Source organism: Corynebacterium sp. KPL1995, assembly GCF_000477935.1.
Classification (GTDB): domain Bacteria; phylum Actinomycetota; class Actinomycetes; order Mycobacteriales; family Mycobacteriaceae; genus Corynebacterium; species Corynebacterium pseudodiphtheriticum.
Genome location: NZ_KI515715.1, coordinates 263,097 through 279,662, shown reverse-complemented (window position 1 = coordinate 279,662; position 16,566 = coordinate 263,097). Strand labels below are relative to the sequence as shown.

Annotated in this window: 17 protein-coding genes; 9 read left to right on the top strand and 8 right to left on the bottom strand. The window is 58.7% G+C overall.

Going from position 1 to position 16,566, the window contains the following annotated elements; all coding sequences use genetic code 11:
• Positions 1 to 18 precede the first annotated feature (18 nt).
• From cysS to HMPREF1292_RS10590, 4 genes are all read left to right on the top strand, one after another.
• A complete protein-coding gene (gene cysS / locus HMPREF1292_RS01275) occupies positions 19 to 1,542 on the top strand; it encodes a cysteine--tRNA ligase (protein WP_023018392.1) in 1,524 nt (507 codons plus the stop codon).
• Between the two features lie 188 nt (positions 1,543 to 1,730).
• On the top strand, positions 1,731 to 2,672 hold the full coding sequence (rlmB, locus tag HMPREF1292_RS01270) for a 23S rRNA (guanosine(2251)-2'-O)-methyltransferase RlmB (protein ID WP_021352436.1): 942 nt from the start codon (positions 1,731 to 1,733) through the stop codon (positions 2,670 to 2,672).
• Between the two features lie 171 nt (positions 2,673 to 2,843).
• Entirely contained in the window at positions 2,844 to 4,070 is a 1,227-nt protein-coding gene (locus HMPREF1292_RS01265; RefSeq protein ID WP_023018391.1) for an RtcB family protein, read from the top strand.
• 77 nt (positions 4,071 to 4,147) lie between these two features.
• Positions 4,148 to 4,861: a DoxX family protein gene (locus HMPREF1292_RS10590; RefSeq protein WP_023018390.1), complete on the top strand. Its 714-nt coding sequence runs from the start codon at positions 4,148 to 4,150 to the stop codon at positions 4,859 to 4,861.
• 193 nt (positions 4,862 to 5,054) lie between these two features.
• Here HMPREF1292_RS10590 and HMPREF1292_RS01255 read toward each other — a convergent pair whose 3' ends face one another.
• Genes HMPREF1292_RS01255 through HMPREF1292_RS01245 form a run of 3 tightly spaced genes read right to left on the bottom strand, consistent with a single transcriptional unit; the run spans position 5,055 to position 7,702 of the window.
• The gene (locus tag HMPREF1292_RS01255; protein WP_023018389.1) at positions 5,055 to 6,020 is read right to left on the bottom strand and encodes a metal ABC transporter permease; all 966 of its coding nucleotides are present in this window, start codon (positions 6,018 to 6,020) and stop codon (positions 5,055 to 5,057) included.
• Complete coding sequence (locus HMPREF1292_RS01250) at positions 6,020 to 6,709, bottom strand: metal ABC transporter ATP-binding protein (RefSeq protein ID WP_023018388.1); 690 nt, start codon at positions 6,707 to 6,709, stop codon at positions 6,020 to 6,022. Before HMPREF1292_RS01250 ends, HMPREF1292_RS01255 begins: the two co-directional genes overlap by 1 nt.
• 6 nt (positions 6,710 to 6,715) lie before the next feature.
• Entirely contained in the window at positions 6,716 to 7,702 is a 987-nt protein-coding gene (locus HMPREF1292_RS01245) for a metal ABC transporter solute-binding protein, Zn/Mn family (RefSeq protein WP_023018387.1), read from the bottom strand.
• 167 nt (positions 7,703 to 7,869) lie between these two features.
• Here HMPREF1292_RS01245 and HMPREF1292_RS01240 point away from each other — a divergent pair, with 167 nt between their 5' ends.
• The 5 genes from HMPREF1292_RS01240 (at position 7,870) to HMPREF1292_RS01220 (ending at position 11,288) form a co-directional block, all read left to right on the top strand.
• Complete coding sequence (locus HMPREF1292_RS01240; RefSeq protein WP_034644950.1) at positions 7,870 to 8,976, top strand: LacI family DNA-binding transcriptional regulator; 1,107 nt, start codon at positions 7,870 to 7,872, stop codon at positions 8,974 to 8,976.
• Positions 8,977 to 9,060: 84 nt separating this feature from the next.
• Positions 9,061 to 9,249, top strand: a complete 189-nt coding sequence (locus tag HMPREF1292_RS01235; protein WP_027018181.1) for a hypothetical protein — start codon at positions 9,061 to 9,063, stop codon at positions 9,247 to 9,249.
• On the top strand, positions 9,236 to 9,727 hold the full coding sequence (locus HMPREF1292_RS01230) for a hypothetical protein (RefSeq protein ID WP_126856492.1): 492 nt from the start codon (positions 9,236 to 9,238) through the stop codon (positions 9,725 to 9,727). The genes HMPREF1292_RS01235 and HMPREF1292_RS01230 overlap by 14 nt, the downstream gene beginning before the upstream one ends.
• 150 nt (positions 9,728 to 9,877) lie before the next feature.
• The gene (locus HMPREF1292_RS01225) at positions 9,878 to 10,900 is read left to right on the top strand and encodes an alcohol dehydrogenase catalytic domain-containing protein (RefSeq protein ID WP_023018384.1); all 1,023 of its coding nucleotides are present in this window, start codon (positions 9,878 to 9,880) and stop codon (positions 10,898 to 10,900) included.
• A 97-nt stretch (positions 10,901 to 10,997) separates the two neighbouring features.
• On the top strand, positions 10,998 to 11,288 hold the full coding sequence (locus HMPREF1292_RS01220) for a hypothetical protein (RefSeq protein ID WP_027018179.1): 291 nt from the start codon (positions 10,998 to 11,000) through the stop codon (positions 11,286 to 11,288).
• A 31-nt stretch (positions 11,289 to 11,319) separates the two neighbouring features.
• Here HMPREF1292_RS01220 and otsB read toward each other — a convergent pair whose 3' ends face one another.
• From otsB to HMPREF1292_RS01195, 5 genes are all read right to left on the bottom strand, one after another.
• Complete coding sequence (gene otsB / locus HMPREF1292_RS01215; protein ID WP_084521377.1) at positions 11,320 to 12,102, bottom strand: trehalose-phosphatase; 783 nt, start codon at positions 12,100 to 12,102, stop codon at positions 11,320 to 11,322.
• A 33-nt stretch (positions 12,103 to 12,135) separates the two neighbouring features.
• A complete protein-coding gene (locus tag HMPREF1292_RS01210) occupies positions 12,136 to 12,714 on the bottom strand; it encodes a hypothetical protein (protein WP_023018381.1) in 579 nt (192 codons plus the stop codon).
• A complete protein-coding gene (locus tag HMPREF1292_RS01205) occupies positions 12,711 to 14,264 on the bottom strand; it encodes a trehalose-6-phosphate synthase (RefSeq protein ID WP_023018380.1) in 1,554 nt (517 codons plus the stop codon). Before HMPREF1292_RS01205 ends, HMPREF1292_RS01210 begins: the two co-directional genes overlap by 4 nt.
• A 54-nt stretch (positions 14,265 to 14,318) precedes the next feature.
• Positions 14,319 to 14,741, bottom strand: a complete 423-nt coding sequence (locus tag HMPREF1292_RS01200; protein WP_021352422.1) for a hypothetical protein — start codon at positions 14,739 to 14,741, stop codon at positions 14,319 to 14,321.
• A 94-nt stretch (positions 14,742 to 14,835) separates the two neighbouring features.
• Positions 14,836 to 16,440, bottom strand: coding sequence for a threonine/serine exporter ThrE family protein (locus HMPREF1292_RS01195; protein ID WP_023018379.1), 1,605 nt, complete (start codon positions 16,438 to 16,440; stop codon positions 14,836 to 14,838).
• Positions 16,441 to 16,566 lie beyond the last annotated feature (126 nt).

Below are 16,566 nucleotides of genomic sequence, written 5' to 3'. Positions count from 1 at the left end.
TGCGTAAACTAGTACCCTGTGAGCTTACGGATTTTTGATACCGCGACGCGCCAGACCCACGACTTTCAACCCCTGCGCGAAGGCCAGGTTTCGATCTACCTGTGTGGGGCCACCCCGCAGGCGAAACCGCACATCGGCCACCTGCGTTCCGGGGTGGCTTTTGATATTGTGCGCCGTTGGTTTCTGGCCAAAGGCTACGATGTCGCATTCGTGCGCAATGTGACGGATATCGACGATAAGATCCTCACCAAAGCTGAAGCGCATTCCCGCCCGTGGTGGGAGTGGGTTTCCACTCATGAGCGTGAATTCACCCGCGCCTATCAAGCACTCGGCGTCATGGCCCCGAGCGTGGAACCGCGCGCAACCGGGCATGTTACCCAGATGGTGGAGTATATGCAGCGGTTGATGGACCGTGGTTTTGCTTACGCCGTCGACGGCTCGGTGTATTTTGACGTTCTGGCTTGGCAGCAAGCAGAAGGCTCGGATTATGGCCACCTTTCGGGCAACCGCCCAGAAGAAATGGAGCAAGGCGAGACCGACAACGTGGGCAAGAAGAGCCCGCTGGATTTTGCGTTGTGGAAGGCCGCGAAACCGGGTGAGCCTGCCTGGCCCACACCTTGGGGTGATGGTCGCCCTGGCTGGCACTTGGAGTGCTCGGCCATGGCCACGTATTACTTGGGTGCGGAGTTTGATGTGCACTGCGGCGGGCTGGATTTGCAGTTCCCGCACCACGAGAACGAGATTGCGCAGTCGCACGCTGCCGGTGATGGTTTTGCTCGTTACTGGATGCACAACCATTGGGTGACCATGGCTGGCGAGAAGATGTCCAAGTCGCTGGGCAATGTCCTGGATATCGACGCTTTGCTGGAAAAGGTCCGTCCGGTGGAGCTGCGTTACTACCTGGGTAGCGCGCATTACCGCAGCGTGTTGGAGTATTCCGAGGCTGCGGTGCATGAGGCCGCCGCTGGTTTCCGTCGCATTGAGGATTTCGTTAATCGTGCGTCGAAGTTGGCGGGAGCGCCCGTCGACAAGCTGGCGGTGGAACAGGGCATGCTTGCCGACGCCGGTGTGGCCGGTGGTGCCTTGCTTACTGACGATGACGCTCAGGACAGCATTGCCCAGGAAGTTTCCGAATACTGGCAAAAATTTGCTGCCGCGTTGGACGATGACTTTGCGGTGCCGCGTGCGTTGGCCGTCATTCACACCACGGTGAAGGCAGGCAATAATGCACTGGCTGCCAAGGACACAGGCAAAGATGCTGCCAAGGCCAAAGCCGTGGCGTTGGCGTCGTTGGTGCGTGCGATGACTGCCATTTTGGGCATTGACCCGTTGGATACGCAGTGGGCTGGTGGCACGCAGCAGTCCGCAGATGGTGGTGTGCAGCAAGCGCTTGCTAGTTTGGTAGAACACGAACTTGAGCTCCGGGCCGCGGCGCGCAGGGAGAAAGACTTCGCTACTGCCGACGGCGTGCGGGATCGTTTGGCTGCGGCTGGCATTGAGGTCATTGATACCCCGGGTGGCGCGGAATGGAAACTGCGCTAGGTGGATATTCGCAGCAACATCGCTGGGCACAGGGCTAGCAGAGCACAGAGTTAGTAAATTCGCTCGGCGTAGTGTTAGCAAACTCGCGCGGCGTACCACCAGAAAATCGCGTGGTGCAGCGCCGACAAAGTACAGTAAATTCGAAATACTCGAAAATGAAATTTTTACAGCAAGGATAGTGAATTTTTATGGCACGTACCCACGGTAGGGGCGGAGCGGGCATCCGCAAGACCAACAAAAAAGGAGCCACGAAGGGTTCTGGCGCTGTGCGTCGTCGTGGCCTGAAGGGCAAAGGGCCGACGCCGAAGGCGGAAGATCGGGTTTATCACCAGAAGCATAAGGCGAAACAGCAGCGTGAGCGTTCTAATTCTGGGCGCCACGAGGCGACGACGGAGCTGGTCGTCGGCAGGAATCCGGTGGTGGAATGCCTGAACGCAAAGGTTCCGGCGAGCATGTTGTTCGTGGTGGCTGGTACGGGTTCGGATGAGCGGTTGACGCAGGCTGTGCAGATGGCGAACAGCCGTGGTATTCCGATCACCGAGTTGCCGCGTCATGAGATGGACGTGAAAACCGGCAACGGCATGCACCAGGGTATTGGTTTGCAGATTCCGCCGTTTAAATACGCGGAAGTAGAGGATTTGCTTGCTGATGTGCAGCAGCGCAATGAGACCGGCATGTTTGTCATTCTGGATAACATCACAGACCCGCGAAATTTGGGTGCGGTGATTCGTTCGGCGGCTGCTTTTGGTGGTCACGGTGTGATTATTCCGGAGCGTCGTTCGGCTTCGGTCACGGCTGTTGCTTGGCGTACTTCTGCTGGTACGGCCGCGCAGTTGCCGGTGGCGCGGGCGACGAACCTGACGCGCACGGTAAAAGAATTTCAGAAGAACGGCTACCAGGTTGTTGGGCTGGAAGCTGGCGGAGAGCACACGCTGGATACCTACGACGGCGGCACAGATCCCGTGGTTATTGTTGTTGGCTCGGAAGGTAAGGGTATTTCGCGTTTGGTGCGCGAAAACTGTGATGTGCTGATGTCTATTCCGACCGTGGGGTGGGTGGAATCGCTGAACGCGTCGGTGGCAGCCGGTGCGGTCTTGAGTGAGTTCGCGCGCCAGCGCCGCGTCGGCTAGTTCATTTGTTTTGGTTGGGGCGGCAGGCTTGTTGCCGCCTCGTCGTGTTTGGCCATTTGCCATTGCTTGTGGCCTGTTGTCGGTGCTTTCGGCCCAGCTGAGGCTCCTGTCGTATAATGTAATCGCATTCATGTTCGAGTAGTGTGCTACCTGGCTGCTACGCTCGTGAGCATGACACATAAGCCAATAGAACTTGTCCCACGGGTTTTATCGTGGGCCAGCATTATTGATCAGAACACCGCAGACCAAGCTGCTGGATTGGGGCAGCTAGATTTTGTTTCTCCGCATATCGCGTTGATGCCCGACGCGCATAGCGGCAAGGGCACAGCCATCGGCACGGTTATCCCTACTAAGGGGGCTGTGATTCCGGCTGCTGTCGGGGTGGATATTGGTTGTGGAATGGCTGCAGTGCGCACCATTTTTACTGCCGACGACATCGCGCAGATTTCCCTGGAGCAGTTGCGGGACGAGGTTGAGCGTTCCATTCCGCTTTCGCCGGGAAATTACAATAAGAAGATCCACCGCGAGCACACCAAGGCCCGCATTCAGGAACTCGAAGAATTAGCCGAGCGTGACGACGTCGACCTGTCGCATTCCCCGAAGTGGCGCGAGCAGCTAGGCAGCTTGGGTGGCGGCAACCACTTCATCGAGTTGTGCCTGGATGGTGACGATAATGTCTGGTGTTTCCTGCACTCGGGTTCGCGCGGGGTGGGGAACAAGATCGCGCAAAAGCACATTAAGATCGCGACGCGAGAAATCAGGGAAGCGGGCGTCGAGCTTGCAGAAAAGGATCACGCGTACCTGCGTGAGGGTACCGAGTCCTTCGATACTTACCTGCGGGAACTCGCGTGGGCGCAACGTTTTGCACGGCTGAATCGCGATGAGATGATGGATCGCTTCGTTGATCAGCTGGCCCGCATGATGCGCCAGGCGCATGACGACGGGCGTATTTCCATGGAGGTGCCCGCAGATAGTGCGGATACCGAGGTGGAACGGGTGAACTGCCACCATAACTACACCGAAAAGGTGACCATCAATGGTGAGTCCGTGTGGCTTACCCGCAAGGGCGCGATTGATGCCAGCGTCGGCAAGTTCGGGTTGATTCCCGGTTCGATGGGCGCGCGATCATATGTGGTGCGTGGTCGCGGTAACGCTGCGGGCCTGAATTCTGCGCCGCACGGGGCGGGGCGAGTGATGTCGCGTCGGCAAGCAAAGAAGCAGTACACCGCGGAAGATTTGGCGAATCGCATGGGCGATATCGTGTACCGGCCAGGTGAGCAATGGGTGGATGAAATTCCGGATGCGTATAAGCCGATTGACCAGGTGATGGCTGATGCCGCGGATCTCGTAGAAGTGGTCACGGAACTGCGGCAGGTGCTGAACGCTAAGGGTACGTAGCGGTCTGGCGCTTTATCCGGGAAGAAACGCCGCGGAGTCAATAGGTGACGTGGCCACAAACAGGTTAGACTGGTGATATGACTGTCATCAGAGATATTTTCCTGCTTATCGCCCGCATCATTCTGGGTGGCGTGCTCATCGCGCACGGCTGGCAGAAGTTTAATGAATGGACCATCGACGGCACCGCAAGCTCCTTCCAGGAAATGGGTGTGCCTTCCCCAGAGATTTCCGCACAGGTTGCTACCTGGTTTGAAATTGGTGGTGGCGCAGCCATCATCCTCGGCCTGCTGGTGCGCCTGGTTGGCCCGGTACTGTTCGTGCAGATGGCCGGTGCTGCGTGGTTTGCGCACCGCGATTCCGGCATCTTTGTTTCCGACGGCGGCTGGGAGTTTGTTGCCGTAATCGGAGCTGCTGGTCTGGCACTGTCTGCTGCCGGTGCTGGTCGGGCCTCGCTGGATCACTTGTTTGTCGCGCCGTTCCGTAAGCGCAAGGAAGAAAAAGAAGCTGCTGATAACCAGCAGGCTGTCGGCGCTGGCGTTGCTGGTTCTGGCGTTGCTGGCTCCGGTATCGCCGGTGCTGAGCAGAACTTCGGCGGCGAGAACTTCTCCAGCCAGAACTCCACCCAGAACTACGGCCAGAGCTCCGGGCAGGAATACTCTGACGACCAAGACTTTTCTACCCCGAACTTCGATAACGCAGCTGGCAACAACTCCACCGCTGATGGTGTAGATGCCAACGCAGAAACCACCCAGTGGAGCACCGATAACCAGTGGGACAACGGGAAGAAGTAAAAACTCGCACTAAGCGATAACCACTACGCCCTAGGCACCGCCACGCTCTAGGCGAAAACTTATCGCGAATAACAACCGGGGCTTGCAGCCACCACCAGCACTAGCTGGCAGGCTGCAAGCCCCGGTTTTGTGTTGTTTTATTGCCCGCTACCCGCGCCGGGCCGAGACCCGAGCCTGTACCCGCGCCGTTAGCTCAGCCCCGGTCAGCTTTTCCTTCGGCGCCGCCAGAATCCAGAGCGCCGCCAGCATCCTGCGCGACGTGGTGCGGTTGCACAGTGGCATTGTTTCCTGCACCCAATGCTTTTACGCGGCGTGCATAAGCGACTTCATCGCGGGAAGTCTTGCGGCTGCGCAAATTCCCGATAATCCGGCACAGCAAATAAATCACAAACGAAATCGTCGTCACGAACACCGAAACCGGCAGGCCCGGCGCCAGGGAAGCAACCAAACCACCGACGGCAGCGATTTCAGCGAATACCACCGAGAGCACCACGGATTTCACCGGCGAGGACGTCACCTGTACCGCGGCTGCACCTGGGGTAATCAGTAGTGCCATCACCAGCAACGCACCGACGATCTGCACGGATTGCGCGGCGGTCAAACCCACCATCACCGCGAACAACACGGCCAGCCCGCGCACGGGAACACCGGCGGCTTGTGCCATCAGCGGATCCACCGAGGCAAACAGCAGGGGGCGCCACAGCACGATGATCAACGCCGTGATCACCACCGTGGTTGCCGCCAGCATCCACGTCGATGCGCCGGAGACGCCGACGATCTGCCCGGTCAGCAACGACATCGCCGTCGTCGTGTTGCCAGGGTACAGGTGGATGAACAGCACGGATAGGCCCAAGCCGAAGCTCATGACCACACCAATCGCAGAATCTTGGTTACCCCGCAGCCCCAGCACCGCCAGAATCACCGCCGCGGTAATCGAGCCGATGATTGCGCCGAAGCCGATGTTGATGCCGAACAATAACGCGGCCGCAGCACCCATCAGCGCTAGCTCCGAGGTTGCGTGCACGGAAAACGACATGTGCCGCAGCACAATCAAACTGGTGATCACACCGGATAAAACCCCCAGCAGGGCAGAGGCAATCAGCGCCTGCTGCACAAAGCCCACCGAGAGCAAATAGGCGGTATCTTCCCAATAACTCACTAGACCACCACCAGCTTCCCGTTGAAGGTTGCTACTTCCACATGCGTGCCGTACAGCTCGCTGAGCACCTGGGTTTGCATAACTTCGTCGATTGTTCCCAACATGTGCCCGCGGGGTGCCAGGTACAGCACGCGGTCGACGACATCCAGGATTGGGTTGATGCCGTGGGTGACAAACAGGACCGCCGCTCGGTGTTCGTGCAGCCGGGCGACGGTATCGTGCTCGCGGGCCATGTCTAGCGAGAGCAGGGGTTCGTCGGCAAGCACCACGTCCGGGTCCGTGCCAAAGGCTTGGGCTTGGCGGATCAGCTGCTGTTGGCCACCGGAAAGCGTGCCGACGGATCGGTCCGCGATGCCTTCTGCGCCGACGTAGGCTAGTGCCTCGTCGACGGCGTGTTTGCTCGGCCGACGCCCCGAAAACACCCCGTGGCCGAGGGATAGCGACACCAAGTCCCGTGCTCGCACCGGCAGATGTTTATCAAACATGTGCTGTTGCGGGATATAGCCGATGCGCCCGTCGACGCGCACGGAGCCAGCAGTAAGCGTGCGGGTGCCCAGGACTGTGTTCAGCAGCGTCGATTTGCCGGAGCCGTTCGGCCCCAAAATGGCGATGAATTCGCCGGGTTGTACGTCCAAGTCCAGCCCGCTCCATAGCGGGTCTACACCAGCGTTGGAAAACTGAATCGGCATCGCGGTTTATGCGCTCGCCTTTGCGGCGGCTGCTTCCAAGTCATCGACGACGGAGTGGAAGTATTCCAGGAAGTTTTCGCCACCCAGTGGGGTTTCACCGACCGGAACCATCGGGATGTTTTTGGCCTCGGCGGCTTCGCGGATGCGTTTGGTCAGGTCGGTTTCGGTTTGCGGGTTGTAGATGAGTACGTCGAGTTCGTCGTTTTCGATGAGCTCGAGGAATGAGGCCAGGTCGGCGGCGGCGGCATCGCTGTGGTTCAGCGTGGCGTGCCGGTATGACTCTGGGGTGACTTCGTCCATCTTTGTGTGGGTGAGGATGTAGTCGGCGATCGGGTGCGTTTGCGCGATGTTGATGGCTGGCAGGGCTTTGATTTGCGCGGCGATCTCATCTAGCTCGGCGTTGAGTTCGTCGATTTTCAGTGGCGCATCTGGGTGGGTTTCTTTGATGCGGTCGGCAACGCCGTTGGCTACGGTGGATAGTGCTTTGGTGTCGAACCAGACGTGTTCGTTGTTGGCGACGTCGAAGGTGTCGTTGTCGCCGTAGTACTGTGCGTGTGCCTCGGTGCCTTCTGGTTTTTCGTTGCCGGAGTTGTGTTCGTGCGGGGTTAGTGGCAGGGCGTGGATAACGATGTCTTCGTCGAGAGGTTCGTAGAGCCAGGCGTCGTATCCGCCGCCACCGGCGACGACGACGTCGGCTTCGTTGGCGCGAGCCAGGTCGGCTGCGGTGGGTTCGAAGTGGTGGGGGTCGGTGTTGGTGTCGCTGATGATGGTGCGGATATTCGCGACGGATTCGTCGTCGATGACGGCTTTGGTGAGATCGCCCCACACGCTAGTCGAGGCTACGATTTCGATGGTGCCTTCGCCGCCCGCGGCGGTATCGCCGTTGCTTGCCGACGTGGCGGTGCTTTCTGTTTCTCCTGATGAGCAGGCTGCCAGGAACATCATGGCGGCGGTGGCGGTTGCGGTCAAGACTCCTCGACGTTGTGTGATCATAGTTAACACTATGGTTGTGGTGAAAACAGTTGTCAATTGAAAATCTAGTGAAAATAAGCAGCTTGACGGCGTCTTCCTGGCTTGCGGTGGGCCACAAAAATCGGAGTGCTTGCTCGTCGTCAAGGCGGTGAAGAATGGCCTGGCCGAAGCCCGGTAGAATCACCCGCATGGCACCGCGATCACGGTCTGGGCTCAGCAAAGGAACTTTGGCATCGATTGCCGCTGATCTGGGCGTGTCCCGTACGACGGTTTCTAATGCCTATAACCGCCCGGATCAGTTGTCCGCGGCCACCCGTGAGCGCATCATGGCGGCTGCGAAAGCCCGCGGTTACCCGGGGCCGGACCCGACGGCGCGCTCGTTGCGCACCAAACATGCTGGTTCCTGGGGTGTGGTGCTGACCGAACATCTGTCTTATGCCTTCGAGGACATGGCATCGGTGGATTTTTTGGCCGGGATTGCCGAGTCCACCCACGGCACCGATTTTTCGTTGACGTTGATTCCCGCGGGCCCGGACACGCTTGCCGACGCCACCACTACCGCAGCCACCACTGCAGTGAACCAGGCTGGGGTGGATGGTTTCATTATTTATTCGGTGGCTGCGAACGATCCCTATTTGCGGGCGGCCCGCGCGCGTGGGTTGCCGGTGGTGGTGTGTGACCAGCCGACGGATTCTGGCGCGCCTTTCGTGGGTATTGATGATGATGCTGCGATCCGCCCGGCTGCCCGTGCCGTGTTGGAAGCGGGCCACCGGCGCATCGGTGTGTTGTCGATCCGGCTGTTCCAGCAGCGTGTTGATGGGGCTGTGGCTGCAGCCGATATTCCTGGGGCAGACATGCACGTGCAGCGCGGGCGGGTATCCGGCGTGTTGGATGAGTGTCGGCGCGCCGGGCTGGATCCCGTGCAGATTCCGGTGATTTCACGGCATATTAACGACGCCAATAATGCGCGCAGTGCCGCCCGTGAGATGCTGGATAAGCATCCAGAACTGACCGCGATTGTCTGCACTACTGATTCCATGGCTTTGGCGGTGTTGAACGAGGCCCGTGAGCGCGGGATTTCGGTTCCGGAACAGCTTTCGGTGACTGGTTTCGACGGTATCGCGGAAGCTCGGCATGCTGGTTTGACGACGATCATCCAGCCGAACAAAGCCAAGGGGGCTGCGGCCGGGCGTGTGCTGCGTGGGTTGATTGACGAGCCGGATAGTACGCCTGTGCGCAGGATTTTGGGGACTTCGTTATATTCCGGTTCTACGGTAGCCCCACCACATAATTAGAACTCGCGTTCTATGGAAATTGCGCAGAATCTGTAGTTATGTGAGCGGTAGAAGGCAGAATATCGACGTGATGGAAAGGAGGAAATGATGGCCGTTCGCCATATCCATCTGACAGAAGAAGAAGCCGCCCGGCAATTACAGGATTTAGAGGCAAGCGTGGAAGGTGGAATCGAAGAATTTGAAGCACGCGCTTACACGTATAGCCTTTCCCCGAAAGAAGCGGGTGTGTGGGACCGGATTGAAACTTTAAGGTGGTTGCTTGGCATTGAGTAGTGCTGATGAAAAATTGTTAGAGGCTAAAGCTGATGAGCTGGCTTGGACATTGACGGATGCGCTGGAATATTTTGCTGACAATGACTTTGTTCTTGAAACCGTGATTGCGCAATCCGCACGCGGTAATTCCATTGTTATTCAGTTCGCGCAGAAAGAAGACTTACCCAAAGTGGTGAAGTTGAAGTCTCGGGGATGGCCGGTTTTAGGCCTGGGGATGAAGATTAATTGCACTTGGGATTCTCAAGGGAAGCATCTAGCGGTTGAGAAGTCCTCGATTCGTGTGATGCCTTATGGCAGTGATACCGAAGCACCGTTGTTTCGTGTGGAGTACGTCAAGGAGCAGGATTCTCACCGCCCGAGTTCGCACATTCATGTCCATGCGCATCGTGATGAATTCACGCATCTCATGGGCTTTGCTTCCAAAATTCGACACGGCTTGGCAGAAAAAGTTTGCCCGCAGCTAAGCGGCTGCGCGTAGCAGATTGCATAAAGTTGCCGTGTCAACTGCATTTTCCTAGCTTGTGATCCCTTATTGAAAATTGCACCCAGCCCCAGTGTGTTCTGCTTCTTAGAATCGGGATTCTGCACAAAAGCAGAAATTCAATCATGACAAGGAGAGTGCACATACATGCGCGCTGTGACCATCCATGCTGCCGGCGATGTCCGTGTTGAAAATGTCGCCGATGCACAACTAGAAAAACCTACCGACGCCGTTATCAAAGTTGCGGCGGCTTGCGTGTGCGGCTCTGACCTTTGGCCGTACCGCAGTGACGAAGAGGTAAACCCAGGTGCTCGCATGGGCCACGAGTATGTCGGCCAAGTCACCGAAATCGGTTCTGAGGTTCAGGATATTCAGGTTGGCGACTGGGTTGTTGGTTCTTTCGTCGCTAGCTGCGGTAAATGTGAAATCTGCCAGGCGGGTTACCCCTCTGGCTGCTTAAATCGCGAGTTTATGGGTGGTGTGGGCACTCAGGCGGAATTTGCTCGTGTCCCGCTTGCCGACGGCACCCTGGTGAAGTTGCCTGCCGAACCAAATGAGGACCAGTTGCGTCACGTGCTGGCTGCCTCTGATGTGCTGGGTACTGGCTGGTATGGCGCAGATGTTGCCGGTGCTGGTGCAGGCAAGATTATTGGCGTAGTCGGCGATGGTGCCGTGGGCTTGTCTGCGGTTCTGGCTGCCAAGCAGATGGGCGCGGAGCGCATCGTGGTGTCTTCCCGGCATGAAACCCGCCAGGAGCTGGCGAAGAAATTTGGTGCCACGGACATTATCGCCGAGCGTGGTGAGGAATTTATTGAAAAAGTAAAAGAACTGACCGACGGTTTGGGCTTGCATGGTTGTGTTGAGGCCGTGGGCACGGATGGTTCGATGAAACAAGCCATTGGTGCTACCCGCCGCGGCGGCAATGTGGGCTTCGTTGGTGTTAGCCATGGGGTGCAACTGGATGGCAAGGATTTATTCGCTTCGATGGTTTCGTTGGAAGGTGGCCCGGCTCCAGTGCGCAAATACCTGCCAGAATTGGTTGATTTAATCTTTGCGGGCAAGATCACACCGGGTGATGTTTTCGATAAAACTCTGTCGCTGGATGATGCTGCCGCAGGTTATGCGGCTATGGACCGTCGTGAAGCCATCAAGGTCATGCTTAAGCCGTAAACGGTGTCATTTTCATTAACGTCTGCTTGTTGAAAATCCATCGGCAATGATGTTTAATGAAAATGTACTGAAAACGAGGCGGAAGGGATGTCAGAAAATGACTCACGCAATCCACGAAGAGCACACCCACCAGCACGGCCCAAACTGCGGTCACGTTGCTATCCCACACGATGATCACGTTGACTACGTGCACGACGGCCACCTGCACCGCGAGCACGAAGGCCACTGGGACGAGTGCGAAAACGAGCAGCACCAGCCACACGAAACCCACGAGCACGAGCATGGCCCAAATTGCGGACACGTCGCTGTGCCACACGATGACCACGTGGACTACGTGCACGATGGCCACCGCCACGCATTCCACGACGGCCACTGGGATGAGCACTAAATCCCTCGCTGCCGCCTTTGCCCCCGGCCGTTTAATCCCTAGCGAGGTACCTGCCGCGCCGGGCCGCTAGGTCCTGCAATACGTTCGCCACCTCGTCAATATCTGCGACCCGGTGGCCCGCGCAGGTAGCACCGGCCCCGACCTTGATTCCCACATCATCGGGGCCGAGCACGGCGAAGGCATTTTCATCGGTGGTATCGTCACCGAAAAACACCACGGCATCTGCCTGTAAGCGTTGTTTTTCGCGCTGCAGCCAGGTGCCTTTTGTGATTTCTAGGGCAGAAAACTCCACCAAATTCTTTCCGGGGGTGACGGGGAACCCGCGCGCATCGACCTGGCGGGCACGCGCCAAGATTTCCTGTGCAGCCGCTGGGTCCTCCACTGCCAGGGGAGCAACATGAAACACCCGTTGGAATGGCTTGTTCTCCACGTAGGTGCCGGGGTGTTGCGCGGCTAAAGCTTCCAGCTCGGCGCCGACGTCGTCTAAGAAGTTCTGTTGCTTCGCCGTCAGCGGTATCGTGGCCCCGTCGCGGTCTTCTGCTCCGTGCGAGCCAACCAGCAATATGGGCGGTTCCAGTGGGCATACTTTTTCTAAACCAGCTACGTGTCGGCCGGATAGCACCCCGACGGTGGTGTTGAGCAGCTCGGATAGTTCCCGAAGTGCTTGCAGCGAACCGGGGTGGGCGTGCACGGCATAGGGGTCAGGATCAAAACCCGCCAACGTGCCATCGAAATCGGAGACGACTAGCAGGCGTGGGGTTTCTGTGGCTGCCACAAAAGCCGGGTGTGTGGCTAGAGAGTGCGGGGTGTTCATGCCCCACATGATAGTGGCTCGGCGGGTGGCCTACTACAGCACGAACATGCGCAGTGCAGGTGAATTGATCGGCTGCCCGTCGTCAAGCTGCATGACTAGCTCGCCGCGGCTGTCAAAGTGCAAGGCGAAGCGGTTGCCGGACTGCAACAAGCCGGCAATGTGGCTGTGTACCCAGGCGGCGGTTCCGGTGCATTCGGTATCGATCTCGTCGCTGATGACTTCATTGAGCAGCACAAAGCTGGCTTCACTAGCGGCGACGGACGCGCCGGAGTCATCGCTGAAACTCACCTGGGCCTGCAGTGGTGCGCAGCCGGTGTATCCCGCCATGCTGTTCTGGCTAAAGCCTAGGCGCGGTACCCCGGCGATATCGGTTGGTACTTCGGTGGGGTCTTCTGGCGCGGAATAGATGTGGGTGATCTGCCATGTGGAATCTAATAGGGCGCCGGTTTCTTCGTTCCCGCAGGCAGCTAAGCCCACACTGGCGCTGAGCAGCACCCCGGCCAGCACTTGTCGACGGCTGGGATTCGCGCTGGGGTGCGGGCTGCAGCTGGCGCTGTAACTGCCGCTGTGGCCGGTGTTGCAGCTGCGCCTGCGGCGAAAGCTCAATCTCATGGGCGCTCACCACTTCCGGCAGCGAATTTGCTGAGGTTGAGTTCTTCCGAGCCGAACCTATCCAAGTTGGACAGGAAAGACTGCGCCCACCGGGCTACGTCGTATTCCAACACGTGGGCGTGCATGTGCTGCATACGGTCCCGCATGCGCTCCGGGTGCTCGCGTAGCCCGGCCACGGCGGTGACCATCGCGGCTTTGATCGATTCCATATCGAAAGGATTGCACAGCACCGCTTGCGGTAATTCGTTGGCTGCGCCCGCAAATTCGGAAAGCACTAGCGCGCCGGTGCCGTCGTTGTGGCAGGCGACGTATTCCTTCGCCACCAGGTTCATGCCGTCTTTAAACGGGGTGACCACCATGACATCGGCCAGGCGGTAATAGCGGCGCAGTGTTTGTTTGGGCACGCTGGTGTGCTGGTAGTGCACCACGGGGTGGCCGAAGGTGGAAAAACGTCCGTTGATGCGCCCGACGGCTTCTTCCACCACCGAGCGGGTTTTGCGGTAGTGCTCGATGCGTTCGCGGGAGGGGGTAGCCAGTTGTACGAAGGATACTTCGCGCGGGTGTAGCACCCCGGCTTCTAGCAATTCTTCAAAAGCTTGTAGCCGTTCGACGATGCCCTTGGTGTAATCCAGCCGGTCTACACCTAAAAACACCACCTGCGGGTTGCCAAGAGCTGCCCGTAGGCGCGTGATTTCTGCAGCATCGGCGTCTGTGAATTCCAGCTGTGCTGCAGAATCCAAAGAGATAGGGAATGCAGCCACCCCAACCTCGCGGGAATCCGGGGTGGTGATGCGCGCAGTAATTTCCCGCAAACTCGCAGTACCTAGTGCAGAAAAACCCTGCCCTTGCGGCGCTGATTCCAGGCTATCGCGGGCGTCATGGTTGGAGACCCCATATCCTGCAGCCACCAGCTGTAAGAAGTGGTTGGCATCGGTGGTGAGCTGAAATCCCACCACATCGGCGCCCAGTAACCCACGGATGATTTCGTGGCGCCAGGGCAGTTGTCGGAAGATATCCGGGTGTGGGAAAGGGATGTGTGCAAAAAACCCGATGCGCACGTCCGGGCGTAGTTGGCGCAGAATGCCGGGGACTAATTGCAGTTGGTAGTCCTGCACCCACACGGTGGCCCCGGGTGCGGCCACGGCGGCGGCGTGTTCGGCGAAGCGTGTATTGACTTCGCGGTAGGCCGTCCACCATTCGCGGTGGTAGGTCGGGGGAACAATCAGGTCGTGGTAGAGCGGCCACAGGGTGGCGTTGGAAAATCCTTCGTAAAACGCCTCGTAGTCGTATTCTGAAAGCGTGACCGGGTGCAGCAGTGCCCCGGCGTCGTTGTAAAACGGTTCGGGGCTGGCATCAGCCACACCGGGCCAGCCAACCCAGCAGCCTTGCCGGGATTCTAAAATGGGGGAAAGCGCAGAGACCAGCCCGCCGGGCGAGGCTTTCCATTCTGTGGTGCCGTCGGCGTTGTTGAGCAGGTCCACGGGCAGGCGGTTCGCGACCACCACGAAATCATGCGCGCCGACGCCGTGCCCGTTGTGCCCAACACTCACCGTGGTACCTCAATCACCATTTCGTTTATTCACCGTGCCACCGTTCCGGCAGGCTTAGTCAGCAGATTTCTTGGCTGTGGATTTCTTGGTGGCCTTCTTAGAGGTCTTTTTCGCAGACTTCTTTGCGGTCTTCTTCGTCGACTTCTTGGAGGCCTTTTTAGCAGTCTTCTTCGTCGACTTTTTGCTGGACTTCTTGGTGGCTTTCTTCGATGCCTTCTTGGAAGTCTTTTTGGTGGTCTTTTTGGCCGTGCCGGAGCCCTCTGCAGAATCGTCTGCCGGCTGCGGGTTTTGCTCGGCCAAAACCTTGGAGTGCACGAGCCCTTCTGGTTCTACACCGAGCATGCACATCAGGGTCACGCCATCCATGAAGTCTTCGGCGTAGGTGGCAACGATGCGCCGGGCGGCAGAAGCGGTTTGTTCTTCGACTGCCTGTTCTTGTTCTACTTCGGGATGCTTGTCAGTGACCTTTGGTGGCATGGAGTGCTTCCTCCTGGAACGGTATCGTTTTTGGGTCTGCTGTGCGTTTTACCTACAACGCTGTGCGTCTTACCTACAACTAAGCCATTCTACGCTATGTGTGGTCGGTTTTGCGCTGTGAGGTCTGGGTTTCTGAGGGCCGTGTTTGCGCGGCGTGCGCGTCGCTGTTGACGTTGGTGCTTGCCGACGCCTGCTTGCCCGCGTTGGTTCCGCTGTTGCCGCGGGGGATGCGCCGCGCTGCGGAGCTGCCTTTGGCGGCGGCTTTGGCGGCCTGGCGGTAAGAGAACCGTCCGGCGCGTTGCACGGCGGCGTAGGCGCGGTAGGAGCGGGGGCGGCGTAGGTTGCGGGCTACTTTTTCGCCGAAGACCACACCGGCTGCCAGGGCTGCGGAGATGGCGATGGCGCCACCGGCATTGGAAAAGCCGACGATGGCTTGCTCGTTGATCATCGCGTACATGCCGCGGTAGAGCATCAAACCGGGAAGCATGGGGGTATAGCCGCACACGGCGACGATTAGTGGTGGGATTTCATAACGGCGAGCCAGCAAACCACCGGCCAGGCCGATGATTCCCGCGGTTACGCCCGAGGCCAGCACCACGCCGGCGCCAAGGGGCACCATGATGCCGTAGTAGAAGATCATGCCTGCTCCAGCGGTGGCGCCGGCCACCGCCACTGCGGCACGGCGCGCCTGGCACGCGAAGGCGAAACCAGCAGAAGAAAGCGCGCCGAGCACAATGCGCAGCGGGATCTCGTGTGCGTTTGGTGGGCTGGTGTGCTCTAGCGGTGGTAGCTGCCAGCCGACCAGGATGGCGAATTGAATGCCTAGTGCCACGCCACCGACGATGGCGCCGGTCATCAGAATGGCTTCGAATAAGCGCGCTGCGGAGGAGACCGGGGCGCCGGTGATGCCATCGACAAAGCACTGCACCAGCGTCAAACCTGCCACCAGCACGATGATGCCGGAAGCAATCAGGTATGACGGCGAGAAGGTCCAGCCGATATTGCCCGCGAAGGTATAAAACCCAGCTGCGGGCACCGTGGCGATGAATCCGCCCACCACGTTTTGGTAAAACGCGGGCAGCCGGAATTTCGAAAGCCAGGAGTTGGTGGCCATGATCGCAAACGAGATGATGAACGCCAGGATTCCCACTGCGGCGTCGCCACCGAGCATCACGGATACACCGCCGCCCAGCATGCCCCAGCCGACGTTGACCATCTTCGGCGAGTGTGGCGGTACTTCGGCCATGATGTTGTCGAGGATCTGCTCGGCGCGTTCTGGCGGGGTGGCGCCGGACTGGATGGAGCGGATTAGCCGGTCCACGGCGGTGAGTTTGGAGAAGTCCACCGTCAAGTCTGGTGCCACGCGGAAGACGTTGACAGGGATGCGCTCGTTGATGGTGCCGATATTGGCGTGGATGGTGATTGTTTTTGTGGTGATATCCACGTGTGCCTGGTACAGGCCGTAGGCGCTAAGCACGGAGTGGATTTGTGCGCGCACGTCTGAGTTCGAGTTGCCGGATGAGATCAGGATTTCCCCGATGCGGGCGGCGATTTCCATGACTCCGGTCAGGTGTGCGGGGTTGGTGAGATCCACCGGTGCCAGTGGCGATGGTGGCGGTGCGGCTTTGGCGGCGTCGACGGTGGATATTTTGGAGCCGGTGCCCCGCAGGTTTGTTTTCAGGTTGTTCAACCAAGACACAGTGGCTATACCTCATATCGCGCGGTTGCTGGGGGTGGTCTGTACAGTCTGTGGGGATTTTACATGTTTTGGCGGTGTGGCTTTTTGCCCGGAAGAGTGCCCTGGCTGGCGCGGTAATTTTTCTCT

Coding starts and splice junctions, on each gene's coding strand:
- HMPREF1292_RS01220 (WP_027018179.1), top strand. CDS start 10,998: ATGACTCACGCAATCCACGAAGAGCACACCCACCAGCACGGCCCAAAC.
- HMPREF1292_RS01210 (WP_023018381.1), bottom strand. CDS start 12,714: ATGAGATTGAGCTTTCGCCGCAGGCGCAGCTGCAACACCGGCCACAGC.
- otsB (WP_084521377.1), bottom strand. CDS start 12,102: ATGAACACCCCGCACTCTCTAGCCACACACCCGGCTTTTGTGGCAGCC.
- HMPREF1292_RS01225 (WP_023018384.1), top strand. CDS start 9,878: ATGCGCGCTGTGACCATCCATGCTGCCGGCGATGTCCGTGTTGAAAAT.
- rlmB (WP_021352436.1), top strand. CDS start 1,731: ATGGCACGTACCCACGGTAGGGGCGGAGCGGGCATCCGCAAGACCAAC.
- HMPREF1292_RS10590 (WP_023018390.1), top strand. CDS start 4,148: ATGACTGTCATCAGAGATATTTTCCTGCTTATCGCCCGCATCATTCTG.
- HMPREF1292_RS01245 (WP_023018387.1), bottom strand. CDS start 7,702: ATGATCACACAACGTCGAGGAGTCTTGACCGCAACCGCCACCGCCGCC.
- HMPREF1292_RS01200 (WP_021352422.1), bottom strand. CDS start 14,741: ATGCCACCAAAGGTCACTGACAAGCATCCCGAAGTAGAACAAGAACAG.
- HMPREF1292_RS01235 (WP_027018181.1), top strand. CDS start 9,061: ATGATGGCCGTTCGCCATATCCATCTGACAGAAGAAGAAGCCGCCCGG.
- HMPREF1292_RS01250 (WP_023018388.1), bottom strand. CDS start 6,709: ATGCCGATTCAGTTTTCCAACGCTGGTGTAGACCCGCTATGGAGCGGG.
- HMPREF1292_RS01240 (WP_034644950.1), top strand. CDS start 7,870: ATGGCACCGCGATCACGGTCTGGGCTCAGCAAAGGAACTTTGGCATCG.
- HMPREF1292_RS01265 (WP_023018391.1), top strand. CDS start 2,844: ATGACACATAAGCCAATAGAACTTGTCCCACGGGTTTTATCGTGGGCC.